The organism is Brevundimonas kwangchunensis (assembly GCF_039523815.1).
Lineage (GTDB): Bacteria > Pseudomonadota > Alphaproteobacteria > Caulobacterales > Caulobacteraceae > Brevundimonas > Brevundimonas kwangchunensis.
In genome coordinates this window covers 411,265-433,610 of record NZ_BAAAGA010000001.1, presented here as the reverse complement: position 1 = coordinate 433,610, position 22,346 = coordinate 411,265, and the positions used below count along the sequence as shown (strand labels likewise).

The following is a 22,346-nucleotide window of genomic DNA, read 5'->3' as shown; positions in this document are numbered from 1 at the left end:
GCCACGAAATGACCTCAGGTCTGCCCGGATTGACCGATTCAGGGTCGATCCTTGCCTGAAATCGAAAAGGGCGCACCTCTCGGCCCGCCCTTCGCTCGAAAACCCTGTTTCGAAAATCTAGTCCTCGCGCACGCGCTTCTTGCGGAAGGAGGGGTTCAGGACCGCCTTGCGCAGGCGGATCGACTTCGGGGTCACCTCCACCAGCTCATCGCTCTCGATATAGGCGATGGCCTGCTCCAGCGACGGACGACGCGGCGGGGTCAGACGCACGGCCTCGTCCTTGCCCGAGGCGCGGACGTTGGTCAGCTGCTTGCCCTTGATCGGGTTGACGTCGAGGTCGTCAGACCTCGAGTTCTCGCCGATGATCATGCCCTGGTAGGTCTTTTCGCCCGCGCCGACGAACATGACGCCGCGGTCTTCCAGGTTCCACAGGGCGAAGGCCGCCGTATCGCCGTCCGAGTTCGAGACCAGCACGCCCTTCAGGCGGCCCTCGATCGTACCCTTGTGCGGCTCGTAGTGGCTGAACACGCGGTTCAGCACGCCGGAGCCGCGCGTGTCGGTCAGGAACTCGCCCTGATAGCCGATCAGCGAGCGCGACGGGCACATCAGCTGGATGCGCGTCTTGCCGGCGCCGGACGGACCCATGTCCTTCAGCTCGGCCTTGCGGGTCGACAGCTTCTCGATGACCACGCCGGTGTACTCGTCGTCGACGTCGATCATGACGTCCTCGATCGGCTCCAGCCGCTCGCCGTTCTCGCCGGTCTGATAGACCACGCGCGGACGCGAGATCGACACTTCGAAGCCTTCGCGGCGCATGTTCTCGATCAGAACACCCAGCTGCAGTTCGCCGCGGCCGGCGACTTCATAGGCGTCGGCGCCGGCGGTCTGGGTCACGCGGATGGCGACGTTGGCCTCGGCTTCCTTCAGCAGGCGATCGCGGATGACGCGCGACTGGACCTTGTCGCCCTCGCGGCCGGCCAGCGGGCTGTCGTTGACCGAGACGGTCATGGAAATGGTCGGCGGATCGATCGGCTGCGACGGCAGGGCGTCGGTGACTTCCAGCGCGCACAGGGTGTCGGCCACGGTGGCCTTGGACATGCCGGCGATGGCGACGATGTCGCCCGCTTCCGAACCTTCGTCCAGCGCCTGACGCTTCAGGCCGCGGAACGCCAGCACCTTGGTGATGCGGCCCTGTTCGATCGTCTTGCCATCGCGGTCCAGCGCCTTGATCGGCATGCCCGGAACGGCTTTGCCGCTCTCGATGCGACCAGTCAGGATGCGGCCCAGGAACGGGTCGGACTCGATCAGCACGTTCAGGATCTGGAACGGCTTGTCCTTGTTGGCCTGCACGGCCGGCGGCGGCACGTGGTCGACGATCAGGTCGAACAGCGGAGCCAGGGTGTCGGATTTCTCGTTCAGGTCCATCGTCGCCCAGCCGTTGCGGCCCGAGGCGTAGATGTGCGGGAAGTCCAGCTGCTCCGGCGTCGCGCCGATGGCCTCGAACAGCTCGATGGTTTCCAGGTGCACGCGGTCCGGATCGGCGTGGGCGCGGTCGACCTTGTTGATGCAGAGGATGGGACGCAGGCCCATCTTCAGCGCCTTGGTCAGCACGAATTTGGTCTGGGGCATCACGCCCTCTTCGGCGTCCACCAGGATGACGCAGCCATCCACCATGCCCAGGATGCGCTCGACCTCGCCGCCGAAGTCGGCGTGGCCGGGGGTGTCGATGATGTTGATGCGGGTCTCGCCCGCCTTGCCGTTCCACAGCACCGAGGTGGCTTTCGCCAGGATGGTGATCCCGCGTTCCTTCTCCTGGTCGTTGGAGTCCATGGCGCGTTCGGTGGTGGCCTCGTTGGCTCGGAACACGCCCGACTGGGCCAGCAGTTGATCGACCAGGGTCGTCTTGCCGTGGTCAACGTGGGCGATGATGGCGACGTTGCGCAGATTCATATGGGTATCGCGAAAGGGCGGCCGGAACGGTTCGGGCCGCGAACAGGGCGTAATTGCGGGAAGGCGCGCGCCTCATACAGGCCCGCACGCGGAAACGCCAGTGCGTGGGAAACACGCACTGGCGCAACTGCAGGCCCTATCGCCTCCGAAAGAGGCGATCCTTTGGCGATCAGACCTTGGCCGACTGGCCGCGGATCCAGTTGTACAGGGCGAACACGATCAGGCCGAAGACGATGATCCCGCTCAGCATGCCGCCGCCCTCGGGCCAGGTTTCGGCGATGCCGAAGACGGCGAACGGGGCTTCGTTCTCGGTGCTGCCGATCACGCCGGCGTTCAGCACGCCGAACAGGCTTTCGCCCACGATCAGACCCGAAGCCATCAGCACGCCCATGCGCTTGCCTACCTCCTCGAACGACTTGCCCTTCAGCGTCCGCTCGTAGAGCCAGCCGCAGACCGCGCCGATGACCAGCATCACGGTCACGGCGGCCGGCAGGTAGAAGCCGATGCCCACCGCCAGCGGCGGCAGCTTGACCTTGCCGTTGGTTGACTTGTTCAGCACCGCGTCCAGCAGGATCACGGCCACGCCGATCAGGGCGCCGACGCCGATCAGGTCCCAGCGCAGGTCGCCGCCGATGACGCCGCGCGCCAGGGCCGAGATCAGGGTCGCCTGCGGCGCCGCCAGCGGCTCCGAGGCGATGCCCGCCGGTCCGCCCTCGAAGCCGAAGGCGCGGTTCAGGGCGTTCAGTACGAACGGGATGACCACGGCGCCGGCGGCGACGCCGACGATCAGGGCCGTTTGCTGACGCCAGGGCGTGGCCTCGACCAGCTGACCGGTCTTCAGGTCCTGCAGGTTGTCGTTGGCGATGACCGCGACCGCGAAGACGATGGCGGTGACGATCAGGGCGTAGGCGATGAAGGCCGGATCGGCCGGTACGCCCGCCGCGGCGATGATGGCCAGCATCATCAGCGACGAGACGATGATCGCCAGAATGCCGACGCCTGACACCGGGCTGTTCGACGAACCGATCAGACCGGCCATGTAGCCGCAGATGGCCGCGACGCAGAAGCCGATCAGGATGACGTAGACGATGCCGCCGGCCACCAGCATGGCGGTGGAGCCCGCCAGCGCCGGTTCGGCCTGGGCCACATAGGCCAGCAGGGCCGCGATGCCGACCAGGCACAGGACCGACAGGCCGCCGACCCAGCTGATCGGAATGTCCTGCTCGGTACGGTCCAGAACCTCGCCGCCCTTGCGACGGGCCTGTGCGCTCAGGGCCGAGGTCAGGCCGCCGACCAGCGGGCCGGCCAGCTTGACCAGGGTCCAGATGGCCGCGACGCCGATGACGCCGGCGCCCATGAAGCGCACCTCGTTGCGCCACACCGTGGTGGCCAGCTCCGCCGCGCTGGCGCCCGCCGGAACCGTCGCCGCCAGCGACTCCAGTCCCATGCCCGCGGTCCAGGTCACATAGTCGGGCGAGGTCATGATCGGCACGATGATGAACCAGGCGACCAGCAGGCCGAACAGCTGGGCCAGACCCACGGTCAGGCCGATCAGGTGACCGGCGCCCAGCAGGGCGAACTGCATCCCGGCGCCCAGGCCGGTCGCGCCGCCGCCGAGGGCGGCGGGAAGTTTGAAGAAGGCCGCCGCTTCACCGGCGAAGGCTCTTGCCGCCTGCAGGAAGGCGAAGCCGGCCGCCGCGACGGCCGACCAGACCACGACCCACAGGCCGATCTTGTTCTCGCGGACCGCGCTCTCGCTCTGGTCCGCCCCGCGCGAGCCGACCTTCAGCACCTCGGCCGCGGCGACCCCTTCGGGGTAGGGCAGGCCGCCGTTGACGACCAACGCCCGGCGCAGCGGGATCGAGAAGGTCACGCCCAGCACGCCGCCCAGAGCGCAGATGGCGATCGACTCCCAGATCGGGAACTCGCGCCATGCCCCGACCATGACCAGACCCGGCAGCACGAAGATGATGGCGCTCATCGCCCCGCCGACCGAGGCGACGGTCTGAACCGTCATGTTCTCCCAGATCGTCGAGGTGCGGAACGTCCGCATTACCGCCATGGCGATCACCGCCGCGGGGATCGCCGAGGCGAAGGTCAGGCCCACGCGCAGGCCCAGATAGGTGTTGGCGGCCGTGAAGATCACGGCCAGAACGCAGCCCAGAACCAGCGCGCGAAGCGTCAGTTCGATACGCTTGCCGCCGCTTGCGGGCGGGCTCGCGGATGTATCGGTCATGGTGAATGTCCTCTCCCTGGGCGGGACCTAAGCTCAAGATCGTGCGGCTGGCCAGTGGTTTGAGCATCAGCCTTGCGCCGTCGCCGGTTCCGGGGTCAGGCTGGCGCCCATGACCGCCTCCTTCCCCGGCTTCGCCGCCGCCGACCTCGCCTTCCTGACGGGCCTCGCCGCCAACAACGACCGCGACTGGTTCCTCGCCAACCGCGCCGCCTACGATAATGGACTGAAACCGACGCTTTCGGCCCTGATCGAGGCGACATCCGCCGCCTGCGCCGCCCGCGGCGTGCCCCTGTCCGGCGACGGGAAGAAGAGCGTCTTCCGCATCCATCGCGACGTCCGGTTCTCGAAGGACAAGCGGCCTTACAAAACCCACGTCTCGGCCACCCTGACCCGCGACGGGGCGAAGATGTCTCCGGGCATGATGTACGTCCACATCGAGCCTGACGGCGGCAGCCGCCCGCGCTTCGACCCCGACAGCATCGATCCGCTGGATCCCTCGACCCACCCCTCCGCAGCCGCCCCGGCGGCGAACGAGGGCGAGGTCCTGTTCGGCGACGGCCCCTTCGCCGCCTTGGGCTTCTATCTGTCGGAACGTCCCGAGATCGACGCCATGCGCCGCGCCATTGTCGCCAGCCCGGCCGCCTGGGCCGCTGTCGAGACCGCGCTGGACCGCGCCGGCCTGACCCTGCGTCCCGGCGACCCTGTCAAACGCATGCCCAAGGATTTCGAGGCCCACGCCGGCGGCCCGCTGGAGACCACGCTCAAGCGTACCCGCTGGCTGGTCGTGCGACGCCTCACCGGCGCCGACATCGCCTCGCCGGACCTGCCCGGGCGCCTCGCCGACTTCGCCGTCGCCGCCCGCCCCCTGCTCGATTTCGGCTGGAAAGCGCTGGGTCGCGCCGATGCCTGAGCTGCCCGAGGTCGAGACCGTCCGCCGGGGTCTTGAGCCCGTCCTGCAAGGCGCGACCCTGTCCCGTGTCCGCCAGAACCGCCCGGACCTGCGCTTCCCCTTCCCCGATCGCTTCCCCGACCGCCTGAACGGCGCGACGGTGCAGCGCCTCGACCGCCGCGCCAAATACCTCCTCTTCGCCCTCGACACCGGCGAGACCTGGGTCACCCACCTCGGCATGACCGGCCGCTTCACCCTCGACGGCCGTCAACTGGGCGAGTTCGAGGAGCCGGCCCCCATCGCCGGCAAGCACGAGCACATGAGCTTCTGCGCTGCGCGCGACGGCGCCACCCACCGCGTGGGCTTCGCCGACGCCCGCCGCTTCGGCTTCATGGGCCTGATCCCGACCGATCAGGTCGAGGCGCATCCGTGGTTCGCCGGCATGGGGCCCGAGCCGCTCGGCAACGCCTTCTCCGGCGCCCATCTGGTCGAGGTGCTGGCCGGCAAGAAGCAGAACATCAAGGTCACCCTGCTGGACCAGCGCATCGTCGCTGGCCTCGGCAACATCTACGTCTGCGAGGCCCTGTACCGCGCCCGCATCTCTCCGACGCTGGCCGCCGGCAAGGTCTCGAAGCCTCGCCTCGAACTGCTGGCGGCCAATATCCGCGACGTGCTGAACGACGCCATCGAGGCCGGCGGCTCCACCCTTCGCGACTTCGCGAACGCCGAGGGCGGACAGGGCTATTTCCAGCACCGCTTCGACGTCTACGGCCGCGAGGGCGAACCCTGTCGTGGCGAAGGTTGTACCGGCGTCGTCAAACGCATTGTCCAGGGCGGCCGGTCGACCTTCTATTGTCCCAGCTGCCAGAAGCGCTGACATGACCCATCGCAAGACCCATCTCTGGATCAGCCTGATCGTCGGCGTCGTCGTCTGGGGCGCCTACTTCGTCCATTTCGTGCAGCAGGCGGCGCGACAGAGCTTCGGCGATCTGCCCTTCTGGTTTCTCGGCGCCCTCGTCGTGGTCGTCGCCGCCGAGACGGTGGCCACCGGCCTGATCGCCTGGCTGTTCCGCCGCCGCGCCCGGACGCTGGAGGAGGGGCCGACGCTGCAGGCCGCTTTGAAAGCCAGCCACGTCGCCCTGATGCTGCTGATCGCCATGGTCCTGATCGCGGCCACGGCCCTCGCCGTCGCCAGCCTGTTCGACTGGAGCCTCGACCTCTCCGGCCGAGGCGCGGTCATCGCCGCCCACATCTTGCTGGCCATGGTGGTCGTCGCGGAGTTGCTGCGGGCGGCTCTCACGCTGGCGCTTCTTCCCAGACGCTAGAGTTGGGCAAGTGATGAGTGATTAGTGGTTGGCCGGGTTCGTCGACCGTTGCGCGGTCGTCTACTAACCACTAGCCACTAACCACTTTCCGCCACCCCCTCTTCGCCGCCGGAGCTCAGTCGATGGACACCTACGCCAACCTCCTCATCGAGCGTCATGCCGACGGTTATGCGGTGGTCACCCTGAACCGGCCCGAGGCGCTGAACGCGCTGAACTCGGCCCTCTTCAAGGACCTCGCGGACTTCCTCGACAGCGTCGAGCACGACGCCTCGGTGCGCTGCCTGATCCTGACCGGCTCGGGCGAAAAGGCCTTCGCCGCTGGCGCCGACATCAAGGAGATGGCCGACCAGTCCTATGCCCAGATGTACACGGGCAACTATTTCGCCCTCGGCCACGACCGCATCGTGCGCTTCCGCAAACCGATCATCGCCGCGGTCAACGGCTTCGCTTTGGGCGGCGGCTGCGAGCTGGCCATGCTGTGCGACTTCATCCTCGCCTCGGAGAAGGCGAAGTTCGGCCAGCCCGAGATCAACCTCGGCGTGGCTCCCGGCATCGGCGGCTCCCAGCGCCTGACCCGTCTGGTGGGCAAGTCGAAGGCGATGGACATGTGTCTCACCGGCCGGATGATGGACGCAGCCGAGGCCGAGCGCGCGGGCCTCGCCTCACGCGTCTTCCCGCACGAGAGCCTGCTGGACGAGGCCCGCGCCATTGCCGCGAAGATCGCCTCACAGAGCCCGCTGGCCGTCATGGCCAACAAGGAAATGGTCAACGCCGCGCTGGAGACGACCCTCGCCCACGGCGTCCAGTTCGAACGCCGCCTCTTCCACTCCCTGTTCGCCTTCGACGACCAGAAGGAAGGCATGTCCGCCTTCGTCGAGAAGCGGAAGCCGAACTTCACGGGGCGGTGACCCCTCCGTCTCGTCGCGCGAGCGCGCCGAGCCACCTCCCCACTGCGTGGAGAGGTGAAACTGTGTCGCCTCACCTCTCCGCGTAGCGGGGAGGGGGGGCCGGCGTAGCCGGTGGTGGAGGGGTCAGTTCCACGCCTCACCTCTCCACCAAAGGTGGGGAGGGGGACCACGTGAAGCGTGGTGGAGGGGTTGAGTTCCAAACTTTCTCGGAACCCAACCGCCACTGCGACGCTTGGGGCCCATGCTGACCACCAAGATGAACCCCCGTGTTTTCTGGGGGGCGAGCCTCATTATCGGGCTCCTGCTCGTGCTTTCGATCGCGGCTCCCGGCCTCTCCGACCGCATCTTCCAGACCGCCCAGGGCTGGGTCATCGACACCTTCGGCTGGTTCTACATCGCCGCCGTCGCCGGCTTCCTCGGGCTGATCCTGATCCTTGCGGTCGGCCCCACAGGCGCCCTGAAACTGGGCGCGGACGATGCCGAGCCCGACTTCCCCTACCTGTCTTGGATCGCCATGCTGTTCGCGGCGGGCATGGGCATCGGCCTGATGTATTTCGGGGTCGCCGAACCGATCCAGCATTTCGTCAGCCCGCCGGACGGCGAGGGCGGCACCTTCGCCGCCGCCCGCGAGGCCATGGGGATCACTTTCTTCCACTACGGCGTCCACGCCTGGGCCATCTATGCGGTGGTAGGCCTCAGCCTCGCCTTCTTTGCCCACCGCAAGGGTCTTCCGCTGACCCTGCGCTCCGGCCTGTCGCCCCTGCTGGGCAAGCGCACCAACGGGCCGTTGGGCGACGCCGTCGACATCTTCGCCATCTGGGGCACCGCCTTCGGCATCGCGACCTCGCTGGGCTTCGGCGTATCGCAGATGAACAGCGGACTGACCTATCTGTTCGGCATCCCGAACAACGCTTGGGTTCAGGTCGGCCTGATCGCCATCGTCATGGCCGCGGCGACGGCCTCGATGATGAGCGGGGTCGGCAAGGGCGTGCGCCGCCTGTCGGAGCTGAACCTGATCCTGGCCGTCCTGCTGATGCTGTTCGTGCTGGTCGTCGGCCCGACAAACTTCCTGTTCCGGGCGCTGGTCCAGAATTTCGGCTTCTATCTCGACCATTTTTTCGAGCGCAGCTTCACCCTCTACGCCTATGAGCCCCGCGCCTGGATGGCCGACTGGACGCTCTTCTACTGGGCGTGGTGGATAGCCTGGTCGCCGTTCGTGGGCATGTTCATCGCCCGCATCTCGCGCGGCCGCACGGTGCGGGAGTTCATCCTGAACGTGCTTCTGGTCCCGGCCGGTTTCACCTTCCTCTGGATGACGGTCTTCGGGAACACGGCCATCGCGTTGGACATGACCACCGCCGCCGGCGCCATCTCCCAGGCGGTCAGCGCCGACCTGTCGACCGCCCTGTTCCACTTCCTCGAACAGCTGCCGGGCGCGGCCTTCACCTCGGGCCTCGCCATCCTGCTGGTGGCCGTCTTCTTTGTGACCTCGGCCGACTCCGGCGCGCTGGTCATCGACACCATCGCCTCCGGAGGCGCGGACGACACGCCGCGCTGGCAGCGTCTCTACTGGTGCCTGCTGCTGGGCGCGGTCGCGGCCCTGCTGCTGCTGGCCGGCGGTCTGGGCGCGCTTCAGGCCGCCACCCTGGTGGCCGCCCTGCCGTTCACCGTCATCATGATCCTGATCTCGATCGGTCTGGTGCGCCAGATGAACGCCGACCTCTCCGGACAGACGCTGGAGACCGAGGCCCCGCCGCTGGGCGAACAGCTGAAGCGCATCCTCTCGCCCGCCAGTCGCCGTGAGATCGATCGCCAGATCGAGCGCTCGGGCGTCCCCGCCCTCGAAACTGTCCGCGCAGCGCTCGAGGCCGAAGGTCTGGTCGCCCAGGTCGCCCGCGACGCCGACGGCCTGACCCTGACCGCGCCCAGCCTGCACGCCTCGGACTTCCACTATCGGCTGACGGCTCACGAACGCCCCCGCCCGGCGCTCACCGCGCTCGAGGCCCCCGAACGCCGCCGCACCATGGAGTGGCGCCTCTCCGCCCGCTCCGACGACGCCCGCCGGGCGAGGGACGTCACCGGCTTCACGAAGGACCAACTGGTCGAGGACGTGCTGGATCACCTTCAGAGGTGGCGGGGAGGATAGGGGGCGGCGCCGACCCCTTCACCCCCGGCTTCGCCGGCGGTCCCCCTCCCCACCTTCGGTGGAGAGGTGAGGATATCCCGTTCACCTCTCCACGCAGTGGGGAGGTGGCTCGGCGGCGATCAGCCGACGAGACGGAGGGGTTGTCGCCTCTACGGCTGCAGCACCAGCTCCGGCCGCAACCGGCTCACGTCCGAGCCCGCTCCCAAACGGATCGTCGCCGGCTCCGCGGCATACCGCACGGTCCCGTCACGACCCCGCACCTCGGCCGTCAGCGTGTAGACCCGGCCGCGCGTCAGCGACGGTAACTGGTCGCCCCTCAGGTCGAACCAGGCCTCGATCCCGACGGACCCGCCCCGCGGGATGGCGTACTCCTGCGCCATGACGTTGCGGGGCTCGCGGCCCTCCGGGCGCCCTTCCATCACGACGCGGAGGACGTCGCCCTCGGCGAGGACCAAAGGCGTGCGCTCGGGCTGGGCGACGCGTACCGACAACCGCTGCGAGGACCGGTCGCTCGTCGGAGCCGCCGCCTGCATCGCCGCGGCCGTGGCCTGGGTTGCGGCCGGGCAAGGATAGGCGGCCTGCAGGGCGCGGGTCGCATATTCATGAGCGCCCTCGTCGCGCCGGGGCGTCAGACGCGCCATCTGGGCCTTGCCGCGTTCGACATAGGCGGTGAGACCGGCCCCGTCGCTGCTCGGGATCGTCGGCAGGCAAAGGCCGGCCCCCGGCGTGCGCTCCAGTCTGGACAGCATTGTGCCGGCGCAGAACCCGTAATCCCCCGCATTGCCCGGCGTCAGACAGTAGGTCTTCAGATCTGTGGCGGACGCCCGGCGATAGCGCGCCGAGGGCTCGGCCCGGGTTGCGGTCTGTGTTTCCGCCGCGGCCGGGTCCTGTCCCGCGCGCCCGCGGACTTCGTCCTCCGGCTTGAGGGTGAGCATCATGTGGTCGCCTTGCATGTCGACGCGGGCGACGGCCTCTGGATTGATCCCCCGGACAGGGAAGCCGTCCGGCAGCCGCCGTCCATTGACGCTGACCGGCGTCGTCCCGGTGAACGGCAGGATGAAGTCCACGACGCCGGCCCCCTCGCCGGTGGTCCGGATATCCACCCGCTCGGGGCTCAGGGCCCAGACCGGGAGTCCATCGGGCAGGGGCTGACCGTTCAGGAGCTGGGCGTGGCCACGCGCATCGAGGTGTTGCGGTTCCTGCGCCTCGACCGGGGCGATCACGCGGACCTCGGCCTCCCTCTGTCCGGCCAGGGCGGCGGTGGCGCCGCCGACGGCGGTCAACAGGGCGAGACCGGCGACGCCGGCGATCAGGCGGGTGCGGCGACCGGCCGGGGCGGCCGGGGTCATGACGGCTTTCAGGCGACGCATGGCGGTAGTCCTCCCCGCGCCGGTGAAGGTCAGGGCGGGCGCCTGCGAACCGGCGCGGTTCCGCAGGGCCTCGATCAGGGTTTGGGCATAGGCGCGCCGGGCCTCTGGCGCGGCGTCGCCGAGGGCGAGCGCATCGCAGGCCTCCTCCCGCGCCCCGTCCCGCTTCGCGCGGATCAGCGGGATGAGAGGGTTGAACGCCAGAAGCACGGCCGCGACCTCCTCCAGCCACAACATGCGATGGTCGCCGCGTTTCAGATGGGCGAGTTCGTGACTGACGACGACCTCGCCGGCCTCCGGCGTGAGGCTTTCCGGCAGGATCAGGCGCGCGCGCCCCAGACCGGACAGCAGGGCTTCGGTGGCCTTCGCGCTGACCATGGTCGGCGGTGCGGCGACGCCCAGCGTTGCGGCGGCCTTGGCCACCTGGCGCTCGACTACCACGTCCGCAGGCCTTGCTTCGCGAAGGATGCGGGCCAGCCGTACAGAGCGCAGCGCCAGGCCGATGGCCCTGAGGCCGACCAGCGCCGCCGCGGCCCCGAGCAGGGCCAGAGCGAGCAGCCCGAAGTCGGGTGCGATATCGCCTCTCGCGACGGCGACCGGCGTTGCATCGACCATCGGGGCGGCCGGGATCGGAACGAGGGTCGGAATGGAAACCTCCCGAACCGGGGCGGGCGTCAGCAGCAGGATCGCGACCGCCAGAACCGGCGTCAGGCTCAGAACCAGGGCCGCGCCCCAGATCCGGTCTCTCAGCACCGGATCGCCGTTCCGCGCCTCGATCAGCGATCCTGCCGCGAGGGCGAGCGCCGACACGGCGACGGACAGACCCATCGACAGGGTCAGCAGCTCGACCGCGCCGATCATTTCGCCTTCTCCTCACCGGCGTCGGCTTCCAGCACCTCGTCCAGCGCCCGGATGTCCTCCGCGGTCAGTAGAGAGCTGCCCGAGAAGGCCGAGGCCGGAAGGGGACCGTCCATCTCCAGCATGGCGGACAGGCGCTTCATCATTCCGCCGATGACCGCCACCTTGGGCTGGCTCGCGGAGTAGACGGCGATGCCGTGCACCTCCTTGCGCGCCAGCAGGCCCTTGCCCCGCATGCGCTCCAGCACGGTCCGCGTGGTGGACGAGGTCCAGCCCAGCCCGTCGGCGATCCGCGTCTGCACCTCGCGGGCGCTCAGGTCGCCGTCGCGCCAGAAGCATTTCAGCAGATCCATCTCGGCGTCGGTCGGGGCCACGGGCTCGGTCATCGAACAGTCCTTGCGATCAATGTCGCAAGTACGCTACAATTGTAACCAATGAGCGTCAACTGTCGCTTGAGAGCCCTGCTTCGCCTCTATAGAACGGATGAAGCCCGCGCCCGGCGTCTCTCAAAACGAGTCAGACTCGGGTTGAACCGCCTGAGGCTTTCCGCTATAGCCGCGCGCTCTTGAGATTTCCGCGCCGTGGACGGTGTTCCGCGGCGCTTTCCGTTCGAAGGTTTGACTGATGGCCAACAATGCCGGCGCCAAGAAAGCGATCCGCAAGATCGCTGCCCGCACCGAAGTGAACAAGTCGCGCCGCACGCGCGTCCGCACCTTCCTGCGCAAGTTCCAGGAAGCGGTCACGGGTGGTGACGCCGGCGCCGCGAAGACGGCCTTCGTCGAGGCTCAGTCGGAGCTGATGCGCGCCGTTTCGAAGGGCGTCGTTCACAAGAACACGGGCTCGCGCAAGGTCTCGCGCCTCGCCGCCCAGCTGAAGAAAATGTCGGCCGCCTGACATTCGGCGACCGGACGGCCTTTTACGGGCCTGTCATGGTAAATTCGAACGATTACAACGGCGAGGGCGCGCAGGCTCCCTCGCCGTTTCCGCGTGCGCTGCTAACTCCCCTTGCGGGAATTTGCGCTCGCGTCAGTGGCGAAATGAGGATTTCCCAAGGCGGCGGCAGCCTTTAGCGGAGTCAACATTTTTAACTTCGAATCGACTCTCGAATCAGCGTTGACGGCCGGGTCGCCGGGCGTAAGTTTGGGCCTCTAACGCACTTCCATCCTCACACGGATGAAGACGGCGCGGGGCCCTGGTGTCGCGTCGACGCGGAATGTCTGAGTGAGAGAACGACCCCATCCGGGCGGCGACCAGCTGCACCGGGCAGGAGAAGTCGTCCCCGCTCCAGGCCCTCCGGAAGTTGCGTCAGGTGATGGAACTTCAAGGCGGGTGGCTGACCGATGATGGGGAGTGCGGGGATGGCGGGCATGACGGATCCGGATCACATCTGGACCGAGGCGGCGGGTCGCCTGCGCGGCGAGATCGGCGACGGGGCCTTCAGCTCCTACATCGCGCCGTCCGCCGTGCGCGTTGACGGCTCGGGCCAGCTGATCCTCGTCACGCCGACCGCCTATGCCCGCGACTGGGTGCGCAAGAACGCCCTGCGTCGTATGAACGAGCTGTGGCTGGGCCTGGACGGCCTGAACCGCCGTCTGGACGTCCGCTGCCGCGCCGAGATGGGCTCGACCCCGCCGGCCTCGCAGGTCGCCGCCGGCCGCGCCGCTCCGGCCCCGGTCGCCAGCAACGTCGTCGCCATGCCCTCGGCCACGGTGGCCCCCAGCGCCGACGGCGCCCGCGCCGTGCGCGCCGCCGGCCTGCAGGACCGTCTGACCTTCGACAGCTTCGTGGAAGGGCAGGGCAACGCCTTCGCCCTGGCCATCGCCCGTCAGGCCGCCGCCTGGGCCGACGGTCACTTCAACCCGATCTTCTTCTGCGGCCCCTACGGCTACGGCAAGACTCACTTGCTGAACGCCATCGCCTGGGAGGCCCAGCGCCTGCGTCCGGACGCCAGAGTCGTCTACCTGACCGCCGAGCGCTTCCTGTCGACCTTCGTGCGCGCCATGCAGGACCGTTCGACCGCCGCCTTCAAGGACAGCCTGCGCAGCGCCGACATGCTGCTGATCGACGACGTCCAGTTCGTCGGCGGCAAGGCCGGCACCCAGGAAGAGCTGCTGTCGACGCTGACCGCCCTGATCGAGGACGGCAAGAAGATCATCCTGTCGGCCGACCGCGCGCCGATGGCCCTGACCGAGATCGAGCCGCGCCTGCGCAGCCACCTGGCCTCGGGCCTGACCTGCCCGGTCGAGCCGGCCGACCGCTCGCTGAAACTGGCCGTGGCCCGCAACCGCATCGAGGCCCTGTCGAAGCTGGGCGTCGTCTCCGGCGAGGTTCGCCCCGAGGTGCTGGAGCATCTCGTCGACCGCACCCCCGGCTCGATGCGCGAGCTGGAAGGCGCCGTGAACACCCTGGCCGCCGTCGCCGCCACCCGTCTGTCGGCCCTGACCGTCGACGAGGCGCAAGGCCTGCTGGGCGCCGCCCTGCGCGGCGGTCCGGAGCGTCGCATCACCGTCGACGAAATCCAGAAGACCGTCGCCGAGCACTTCAACCTCAAACAGGCCGACCTGCTGTCGGAGCGCCGCACCCGTTCGGTCGCCCGCCCGCGCCAGATCGCCATGTATCTGTGCAAGCAGCACACGACGCGGTCCTATCCGGACATCGGCCGTCGCTTCGGCGGTCGCGATCACACCACGGTCCTGCACGGCGTGCGCAAGATCGAGGAACTGATCGCCCAGGACGAGCAGATCGCCCGCGACGTCGAGGCCCTGACCCGCAAGCTCCGGGGCTGACTGTGGACAGCGGGGAGGCTTTCCGCCTCCCCCGTTGCTCCGCCCGCCCAATCCGCTAGTGTCCGTAGCCCATAGTTTACCGGCGGCTCGTTGAGTCGCCGCGGGGCGAGACGACATGCAACTGACCATCGAACGATCCGCGCTTCTGAAGGCCCTCGGGCACGTCCAGAGCGTCGTCGAGCGTCGGAACACCATTCCGATCCTGTCCAACGTCCTGCTGTCGGCGGGCCGTGACAAGCTGAGCTTCGCCGCCACCGACCTCGACATGGAGATGGTCGACGAGGCCGAGACCACCGTGAACGTCGAGGGCCAGATCACCGCCCCGGCCCACACCCTGTACGAAATCGTCCGCAAGCTGCCGGACGGCGCCGAGGTTTCGCTCAGCTATTCGGGTGACGATCCCCGCCTGCTGGTCCAGGCCGGCCGGTCCAAGTTCAACCTGCCGGTCCTGCCGGCCGGCGACTTCCCGGTCATGTCGACCGACACCTCGGGCGCGCGCTTCACCCTGCCGAAGGAAGATCTGGCCCGCCTGATCGACAAGACGCGCTTCGCCGTCTCGACCGAAGAGACCCGCTACTATCTGAACGGCCTGTACCTGCACACGGTGGCCGAGGCCGGCATTCCGCTGCTGCGCGCCGTGGCCACCGACGGTCACCGTCTGGCCCTCGCCGAGACCCCGGCCCCCGAGGGCGCCGCCGGCGGTCCGGGCGTCATCGTGCCGCGCAAGACCATCGATCAGGTCCGCCGCCTGCTGGACGACGGCGCCGGCCCGGTCGAGGTCATGGTCAGCCCGCAGAAGATCCGCTTCGAGTTCGGCCAGGCCAGTCTGACCTCCAAGGTCATCGACGGCGCCTTCCCCGACTACATGCGCGTCATCCCCAAAGGCAACGACAAGCAGGCCGACATCGACAACGCCGTCTTCGCCTCGGCCGTCGACCGCGTCGCCACCATCTCGGCCGAGAAAAGCCGCTCGGTGAAACTGGCCTTCGAGCTGGACCGCGTGACCTTGACCGTCCGCAACATGGAAGCCGGTCAGGGCGTCGAGGAGGTCGAGATCGGCTACTCCGAAGAGCCTTTCGAGATCGGCTTCAACGCCCGCTATCTGCTGGACGTCGCCGGCCAGATCACCGGCGAGACCGCCAGCTTCAAATTCGCCGACCCGGCCAGCCCCACCCTCGTCCTCGATCCGGGCGATCCGGGCGTCCAGTACGTGCTGATGCCACTGCGGGTGTGATGCAGGAGCGTTGAATTCCGCTCATCCCGGCGAAAGCCGGGACCCAGTGCTTTCGTTCTTACGCGGAGGTTCGAGTTGGCGTTCTTCACCTACATCGTCGCCAGTGGGCGAAATGGAACGCTCTACACTGGCTCGGCGGACAACCTGATTGACCGCGTCATTCAGCATCGCGCGAAAACGAGAGATGGTTTCACCGCAAGATACGGGGTTGCGCGACTGGTCTGGTACGAAACGCACTCCACGCGGCATGCGGCCTTCGTCCGCGAAGGCCAGATCAAGGAATGGAAGCGCGTCTGGAAACTGGAGCTCATCGAGAAGTCCAACCCCGGTTCGCTTGATCTCTTCGAGAGCTTCCGGCGCGCCGTCTGAGTCCGCTCAAAAGAACTGGGTCCCGGCTTTCGCCGGGATGAGCGGAATTGGTGTAGTTCCAATCCCTTGATCACCGCCCTCACCCTCACCGACTTCCGCTCCTATGCGAGCGCGACCCTGCCGATCGAGGCGGGGGCGGTGGTGCTGCACGGCCCGAACGGGGCGGGAAAGACCAATCTGCTGGAGGCGCTCAGCCTGTTCACGCCCGGCAAGGGCCTGCGCGGCGCCTCCGCGCCCGAGATGGGTCGGCGCGAACCGGGAGAGAGCGGCGGCCGCGCCTGGGCCGTCGCTGCGGTGCTGACCGGCGACGGCGACGAGATCCGGCTGGGCACGGGCGTGCAGACGCCGGGCGCCGCGCGCCGCATCGTCCGCATCGACGGCGAAACCGCCCAGCCCGGCCGTCTGCTGGATCATCTGCGCCCGGTCTGGGCCACGCCGGAGCAGGACCGCCTGTTCTCCGACGCCCGCGCCGAGCGGCTGAAATTCTTCGACCGGCTCGTCTTCGCCGCCGATCCCGACCACGCCGCCACCGTCTCGGCCTATGAGAAGGCCCTGCGCGAGCGCCTGCGTCTGCTGGTCGACGGCGCCGAGGGGCGCGAGGCCGATCCCATCTGGCTGGATGCGCTGGAGGTCCGTCTCGGCGAGGCGGGAGCGGCTGCCGCCATCGCCCGCGCCGCCGCCCTGAAGACGCTGCAGTCCGCCATCGACGCCCGCAACGACCGCCCCTTCCCCCAGGCCGACCTCGGCCTGACCGGCGACGCCGAAACCATGGCCGCCGACGGCGCCGAAGCGGACGCCATCGCCGCCGCGATCCGCGAGGGCATGGCCCGCTCCCGTCCTCGCGACGCCGCCGCCGGTCGCTCCCTGTTCGGCCCGCACCGCTCGGACCTGACCGCCCTGCACCGCGAGAAGAACCGCCCCGCCGCCGAGGGCTCCTCCGGCGAGCAGAAGGCCTTGGTCCTGAACCTGATCCTCGCCCAGATCACCCGCCTTTCGGGTCAGGCGGCCGCCCCCATCCTCCTCCTCGACGAGGCCCCGGCGCACCTCGACACTGCCCGCCGTGCCGCCCTCTTCGACGAGATCGAGGCCTTGGGCCTGCAGGCCTTCATGACCGGCACCGAAGCCGATCTGTTCGCTCCGCTGCAGGGGCGGGCGCAGTTCGTGAAGGTGGAAGCCGGCGGGTTCGGCTGACCCCTCCACCCCCGCCTCCGGCGGCGGTCCCCCTCCCCAGCTTCGCTGGAGAGGTGAGGGGGCACAGCTGCACCTCTCCACGCAGTGGGGAGGTGGCGCGCCGCGAATACGCGGCGTGACGGAGGGGTCCGAAGCGTGCGCGGATTAACCCCTCCACCATGCTCCGCATGGTCCCCCTCCCCAGCTTCGCTGGAGAGGTGAGCACAGACCCAGATTCACCTCTCCACCGAAGGTGGGGAGGTGGCCCGGCGCGCTCGCGCGCCGGGACGGAGGGGTCCGACACCGCTGACTATTTTCCGATTGTCAGCCATCCCCCGCGCCCCAACCCGCTGAAATCCCGCACCTTCCCAAAAAAGTAGCGTTACGAAGCGTCCTGACCAAAGCCCAGCCCCATACTCTTGCCCATCCCGTCGCACGGGGAGGCGCAGAGGCCTTGCGTGATCTGGCGGCGGGTGTGGGGAAGCGGGGACAGGGGCGAGGGGGATACTCGTCCGGTCCGGGGCTCGTACGCGCAAGTACGACCCGCCCGCCGGAGGCGCTGCGGTAAGGCGTTAAGAGCGCCACCTGACGCAAGCTCCCGGATAATCCTCACGCGGGGCGTTCAGCTTCGTCGAAACGGTATTTTCCATCTGCTCCGGGCGAGGCCCGGACGCCCCGCCGCCTTCCCTCCACCGCTTCAGCCGAAGCGGCGATCACGCATGCCCCTCACCTCTCCGCGTAGCGGGGAGGGGGACCGCCGGCGAAGCCGGGGGTGGAGGGGTTTCCACTCTCCACGAGGAGGCCCCTGAAAACTCGCAATTCCCGTCATATTTCCTATATTCTGACGACTTCGGCGCGGGTCAGATTCGCGCCGCCCTCCGGGCCTCTCGCGAGGCCGTTTCACCGACCGATTGAATGACCGATCAGACCCCCGACGACGCTGTCGCCCCGGCCGAATACGGCGCCGACTCCATCAAGGTTCTCAAGGGCCTGGATGCCGTCCGCAAACGCCCCGGCATGTACATCGGCGACACCGACGACGGCTCGGGCCTGCACCACATGGTCTATGAGGTGGTCGACAACGCCATCGACGAAGCCCTGGCCGGTCACGCCGATCTGGTCGAGGTGATCCTGAACGCCGACGGCTCGGTCACGGTGACCGACAACGGCCGCGGCATTCCGACCGCCATCCACGCCGAGGAAGGTGTGTCGGCGGCCGAGGTCATCATGACCCAGCTGCACGCCGGCGGTAAGTTCGACCAGAACTCCTACAAGGTCTCCGGCGGCCTGCACGGCGTGGGCGTCTCGGTCGTGAACGCCCTGTCTGACTGGCTGAAACTGGTCATCTTCCGCGACGGCAAACGCCACGAGATGCGCTTCGAGCGCGGCGACACGGCCGAGAGCCTGAAGGTCACCGGCGACGCCCCGATCCGCACCGAAGGCGCCAGGGCCGGCCAGCTGCTGACCGGCACCCAGGTCACCTTCTTCCCGTCGCTGACCACCTTCAGCCACATCGACTTCGACCTGAAGACGCTGGAGCACCGCCTGCGCGAGCTGGCCTTCCTGAACTCGGGCGTGGTCATCAAGCTGCGCGACGATCGACACGCCGAGCCGTTCGAGGAAATCCTGCACTACGAGGGCGGCGTCGAGGCCTTCGTGCGCCACCTCGACAAGTCCAAGTCGCCCATCCTCAAGGATGTCATCGTCATCCGCGGCAAGAAGGAGGGGATCGAGCTCGATCTCGCCCTGTGGTGGAACGACAGCTACCACGAGACCATGCTCTGCTTCACCAACAACATCCCCCAGCGGGATGGAGGCACCCACCTGTCGGCCTTCCGCGCGGCCCTCACCCGCGTGATGGGCGGCTATATCGAGGCCGCCGGCGCGGCGAAGAAGGAGAAGGTCTCGGTCTCGGGCGAGGACGCCCGCGAGGGCCTGACCTGCGTCCTGTCGGTCAAGGTGCCTGACCCGAAGTTCAGCTCCCAGACCAAGGACAAGCTGGTCTCGTCAGAGGTCCGTCCCGCCGTGGAAGGCCTGTGCCAGGAAGGCCTCGCCACCTGGTTCGAGGAGCATCCGGTCGAGGCGAAGATGGTCGTCGCCAAGATCATCGAGGCCGCCGCCGCCCGCGAGGCCGCCCGCAAGGCGCGCGACCTGACCCGCCGCAAGACGGCGATGGAAATCAGCTCCCTGCCGGGCAAGCTGGCCGACTGTCAGGAACGCGATCCGGCCAAGTCCGAACTGTTCATCGTCGAGGGTGACTCCGCCGGCGGCTCGGCCAAACAGGCCCGCAACCGCGAGAACCAGGCCGTCCTGCCCCTGCGCGGCAAGATCCTGAACGTCGAGCGCGCCCGCTTCGACCGCATGCTGTCGTCGGACCTGATCGGCACCCTCATTCTGGCGTTGGGCACCGGCATCGGCCGCGACGACTTCAACGCCGACAAGCTGCGCTACCACAAGATCATCCTGATGGCCGACGCCGACGTCGACGGCGCCCACATCCGGACCCTGCTGCTGACCTTCTTCTACCGGCAGATGCCCGAGCTGATCGAGCGCGGCCACGTCTACATCGCCCAGCCGCCGCTCTACAAAGTCTCCAAGGGCAAGCAGCATCGATATGTGAAGGACCAGTCCGAGATGGACGCCTACCTCATCGAGGAAGGCTGTTCGGACGCCGAGCTGGATTTGGCTACCGGCGAGCGCCGCACGGGGCTGGACCTGCAGTCGCTGGTGCGCGAGGCCAAGGCCTTCCGCGCGGGCGTCGACCGCCTGTCGCAGCGTGCCCCCGCCTTCGCCATCGAGCAGTCGGCCCTTGCCGGCCTGTTCGCCGAGGTCGGCGGCGATCCGCAGACCGCCGCCGAGCGTCTCAACCTCTATGCGGAGGAAGGCGATGGTCCGTGGACCGGCGCGCCTGGCGCCCAGGGCGCGATCGCCTTCGAACGCGTTCGCCGCGCGGTCACCGAGCGCATCGTGCTGGAAGAGACCCTGATCCGATCGCTGGACGCCCGTCGTCTGGCCGAGCGCGCCGCCGCCTTCGAGGGCCTGTTCGCCAAGCCCGCCGTCTTCCGCCGCAAGGAGAAGTCGGTGACTATCCGCGGTCCGCTGGACCTGCTTGACGCCGTTCTGGACGCCGGCAAGAAGGGCATCGCCATCCAGCGCTACAAGGGTCTGGGCGAGATGAACCCCGAGCAGCTGTGGGAGACGACGCTGGACGTCAACGCCCGCACCCTGCTGCAGGTCTCGGTCGAGCACGAGGAAGAGGCGTCGGACCTGTTCGCCAAGCTGATGGGCGACGTGGTCGAACCCCGTCGCGAGTTCATCCAGGCCAACGCGCTGGACGCCGCGGTCGACGCGTAAGCGGGATCAGTCGGGCGGCCTTCAGGGCCGCCCGGCGTCGATCCAGGCTCGTATCGTCGGCCAGGTCGGCGGATTGGCCCGCGCGCCCTCGCAGGCGATCCCCATCAGCTGCTCGGGGATGCTCTGCGCCCGCACGGGCTCCCAGGCGGCGTTGTCCTCCGGGTAGCGATCCATCTCCGCGCCGTTCGGTCCGTATTCGACCTGCCCGGCGGTTCGCCACTGCCTCGCGGCGCAACGGAACTGGTACAGCTCCGTGGTGTGGCCGAGGTTGCCCGCCGCACCCTGACGCGGCACCTGCGCGACCGTCATCGAGGTCACGTCATCCATGGTGGCGATGCTGTCCACCTGGGCCATGAAGGCGTTGAGCTGACTGCGCGAATAGATGTGCCAGTCCTCTGCCGAGGCAGGCATCGCGACGGCCCCGAGCACGGCGAGGCCAAGTATTGCCGATTTCATTGAAGACCCTCCCAGATCGACGCTGACATGATGCGCCGACGGAAGGTTTTGGCAAGTCGCTTGCCGGCTTCAGGCCGCGCGCCGCGCCGCGCCGTCCATGCCCAGCAGCGGTTCGAACAGGTGGCGCGCCAGATGCTCCACGACCGGCACGGCGACGCCGTCTCCCGTCAGCCGGCAGGCGGCGCTATAGGACGCGGGCAGGCGATAGCTGTCGGGCAGCCCCATCAGCCGGGCGGTCTCGCGAGCGGTCATCAGGCGACTGCGCACCCGTCCGCCCTCGACGATCACCAGCGTCTGGCGGCTCGAGCCTCCACCCGGAGTTCGCAGGCAGCCCGCCCTGTCGAAGCGCACCTCGGCCCTCTGCACCTTGCGGCCACCCTCGACGCGGGTCCGGCGGAACAGGGCGCCGACATGCCGCCCGCCGGCGGCCACGGCCTTGTCGACCTTGGCCCGGTTCAACGGAGACATGAGCTCCAGCAGGCGTGCGGTCTGGGCTGGAGAGTGCCAGCGGAGAGCCGGACCATCAGGCTCGGTCGCCGCTTCCAGCGACAGCGATGGCTGCGCCGGGGTCGGCAGGCGCCACCAGTGCATCCGCCCCCTCAGGTCAGCGGGCAACCGTTCCACAGCGCGACGAAGTGCGATCGGGTGAAACGGCTCGACGGGTTCGGCAGAAAGAAGGCCTTGGGGAAGGTCCAGATCGCCACGCACCCCGATCACGAACAGCCGGGGACGGGACTGCGGCAGGAACCGATCCGCGTTGATCACCAAGGCGCCAAACGCGTAGCCGGCATCCGCCCATGTCCGGCAAAGAATCTCGAAATCACGGCCGTCGCGGGACGTCAGCGCTCCGCAGACATTCTCGATGGCGACGATGCGCGGACCCCGGCCCTGTGCAATCAGCGCTCGCGACAGGTCCCAGAAGGCGTGAAAGGTTCCTGACCGTTCGCCGCCCAGTCCCTTGCCTGCTCCCGCCAGCGAAAGATCCTGGCAGGGAAAGGAGCCCCACATCAGGTCGGCCTGTCCGGGCAGGTCTTTGGCGTCCAGGGCGCAGATGTCCCCGACGACCAGTTCGTCGCCGCCCCAGTTTTCACGATAGGCGGCGGCCTTCGCCGGGTCGAAGTCGTTGGCGAGCGTGCACCGCCACGTCTCGCCGAGGCCCGCGCGCAGCATTCCGCCGCCTGCGAAGAACTCGAAGGCTTCAAACATGTCGAAGGTCAGAGGTCGCGGGCGACGATTCGTCCATTCCCGCAGGCTGAGGCCAGTCGGCGCTCAAGTCCATCACAGCCGCTCATGGGGCG

Annotated in this window: 17 protein-coding genes; 11 read left to right on the top strand and 6 right to left on the bottom strand. The window is 68.4% G+C overall.

Annotated features, from left to right (window positions below; translation table 11 throughout):
- Positions 1–117: 117 nt before the first annotated feature.
- Complete coding sequence (gene typA / locus ABDZ95_RS02055) at positions 118–1,950, bottom strand: translational GTPase TypA (protein ID WP_343789605.1); 1,833 nt, start codon at positions 1,948–1,950, stop codon at positions 118–120.
- 169 nt (positions 1,951–2,119) lie between these two features.
- Positions 2,120–4,186, bottom strand: coding sequence for an OPT family oligopeptide transporter (locus ABDZ95_RS02050; RefSeq protein ID WP_343789602.1), 2,067 nt, complete (start codon positions 4,184–4,186; stop codon positions 2,120–2,122).
- Between the two features lie 109 nt (positions 4,187–4,295).
- Here ABDZ95_RS02050 and ABDZ95_RS02045 point away from each other — a divergent pair, with 109 nt between their 5' ends.
- From ABDZ95_RS02045 to ABDZ95_RS02025, 5 genes are all read left to right on the top strand, one after another.
- Positions 4,296–5,096, top strand: coding sequence for a DUF2461 domain-containing protein (locus ABDZ95_RS02045; RefSeq protein WP_343789599.1), 801 nt, complete (start codon positions 4,296–4,298; stop codon positions 5,094–5,096).
- A complete protein-coding gene (mutM, locus tag ABDZ95_RS02040) occupies positions 5,089–5,952 on the top strand; it encodes a bifunctional DNA-formamidopyrimidine glycosylase/DNA-(apurinic or apyrimidinic site) lyase (RefSeq protein ID WP_343789596.1) in 864 nt (287 codons plus the stop codon). Before ABDZ95_RS02045 ends, mutM begins: the two co-directional genes overlap by 8 nt.
- A 1-nt stretch (position 5,953) precedes the next feature.
- Positions 5,954–6,400: a hypothetical protein gene (locus ABDZ95_RS02035; protein ID WP_343789593.1), complete on the top strand. Its 447-nt coding sequence runs from the start codon at positions 5,954–5,956 to the stop codon at positions 6,398–6,400.
- Between the two features lie 122 nt (positions 6,401–6,522).
- Positions 6,523–7,308: an enoyl-CoA hydratase-related protein gene (locus ABDZ95_RS02030; RefSeq protein WP_343789590.1), complete on the top strand. Its 786-nt coding sequence runs from the start codon at positions 6,523–6,525 to the stop codon at positions 7,306–7,308.
- 307 nt (positions 7,309–7,615) lie between these two features.
- Positions 7,616–9,454 carry a BCCT family transporter gene (locus tag ABDZ95_RS02025; RefSeq protein WP_425542931.1) on the top strand — a complete coding sequence of 613 codons (1,839 nt, stop codon included), beginning with the start codon at positions 7,616–7,618 and terminating at the stop codon, positions 9,452–9,454.
- A gap of 149 nt (positions 9,455–9,603) precedes the next feature.
- Here the strand turns inward: ABDZ95_RS02025 and ABDZ95_RS02020 are convergent, their stop codons facing one another.
- Together ABDZ95_RS02020 and ABDZ95_RS02015 are read right to left on the bottom strand one after the other, a co-directional pair.
- Positions 9,604–11,682, bottom strand: coding sequence for a M56 family metallopeptidase (locus ABDZ95_RS02020; protein ID WP_343789584.1), 2,079 nt, complete (start codon positions 11,680–11,682; stop codon positions 9,604–9,606).
- On the bottom strand, positions 11,679–12,065 hold the full coding sequence (locus tag ABDZ95_RS02015; protein ID WP_343789581.1) for a BlaI/MecI/CopY family transcriptional regulator: 387 nt from the start codon (positions 12,063–12,065) through the stop codon (positions 11,679–11,681). Before ABDZ95_RS02015 ends, ABDZ95_RS02020 begins: the two co-directional genes overlap by 4 nt.
- 238 nt (positions 12,066–12,303) lie before the next feature.
- Here ABDZ95_RS02015 and rpsT point away from each other — a divergent pair, with 238 nt between their 5' ends.
- From rpsT to gyrB, 6 genes are all read left to right on the top strand, one after another.
- The gene (gene rpsT / locus ABDZ95_RS02010; protein WP_343789578.1) at positions 12,304–12,573 is read left to right on the top strand and encodes a 30S ribosomal protein S20; all 270 of its coding nucleotides are present in this window, start codon (positions 12,304–12,306) and stop codon (positions 12,571–12,573) included.
- A gap of 464 nt (positions 12,574–13,037) precedes the next feature.
- The gene (gene dnaA / locus ABDZ95_RS02005) at positions 13,038–14,465 is read left to right on the top strand and encodes a chromosomal replication initiator protein DnaA (protein WP_425542930.1); all 1,428 of its coding nucleotides are present in this window, start codon (positions 13,038–13,040) and stop codon (positions 14,463–14,465) included.
- A gap of 115 nt (positions 14,466–14,580) precedes the next feature.
- A complete protein-coding gene (gene dnaN / locus ABDZ95_RS02000; RefSeq protein WP_343789575.1) occupies positions 14,581–15,699 on the top strand; it encodes a DNA polymerase III subunit beta in 1,119 nt (372 codons plus the stop codon).
- 75 nt (positions 15,700–15,774) lie between these two features.
- Positions 15,775–16,068 (top strand): GIY-YIG nuclease family protein, encoded by a 294-nt coding sequence (locus ABDZ95_RS01995; protein WP_343789571.1) that lies wholly within the window; start codon positions 15,775–15,777, stop codon positions 16,066–16,068.
- Positions 16,069–16,134: 66 nt separating this feature from the next.
- Entirely contained in the window at positions 16,135–17,259 is a 1,125-nt protein-coding gene (recF, locus tag ABDZ95_RS01990) for a DNA replication/repair protein RecF (RefSeq protein WP_343789568.1), read from the top strand.
- Between the two features lie 894 nt (positions 17,260–18,153).
- Positions 18,154–20,592 carry a DNA topoisomerase (ATP-hydrolyzing) subunit B gene (gene gyrB / locus ABDZ95_RS01985; protein ID WP_343789565.1) on the top strand — a complete coding sequence of 813 codons (2,439 nt, stop codon included), beginning with the start codon at positions 18,154–18,156 and terminating at the stop codon, positions 20,590–20,592.
- A 21-nt stretch (positions 20,593–20,613) separates the two neighbouring features.
- On the opposite strand, the gene ABDZ95_RS01980 is transcribed toward gyrB, so the two are convergent.
- Together ABDZ95_RS01980 and ABDZ95_RS01975 are read right to left on the bottom strand one after the other, a co-directional pair.
- Complete coding sequence (locus tag ABDZ95_RS01980; RefSeq protein ID WP_343789562.1) at positions 20,614–21,048, bottom strand: surface-adhesin E family protein; 435 nt, start codon at positions 21,046–21,048, stop codon at positions 20,614–20,616.
- Between the two features lie 69 nt (positions 21,049–21,117).
- Positions 21,118–22,254 carry a DNA cytosine methyltransferase gene (locus ABDZ95_RS01975; protein ID WP_343789559.1) on the bottom strand — a complete coding sequence of 379 codons (1,137 nt, stop codon included), beginning with the start codon at positions 22,252–22,254 and terminating at the stop codon, positions 21,118–21,120.
- Between the last annotated feature and the right edge of the window lie 92 nt (positions 22,255–22,346).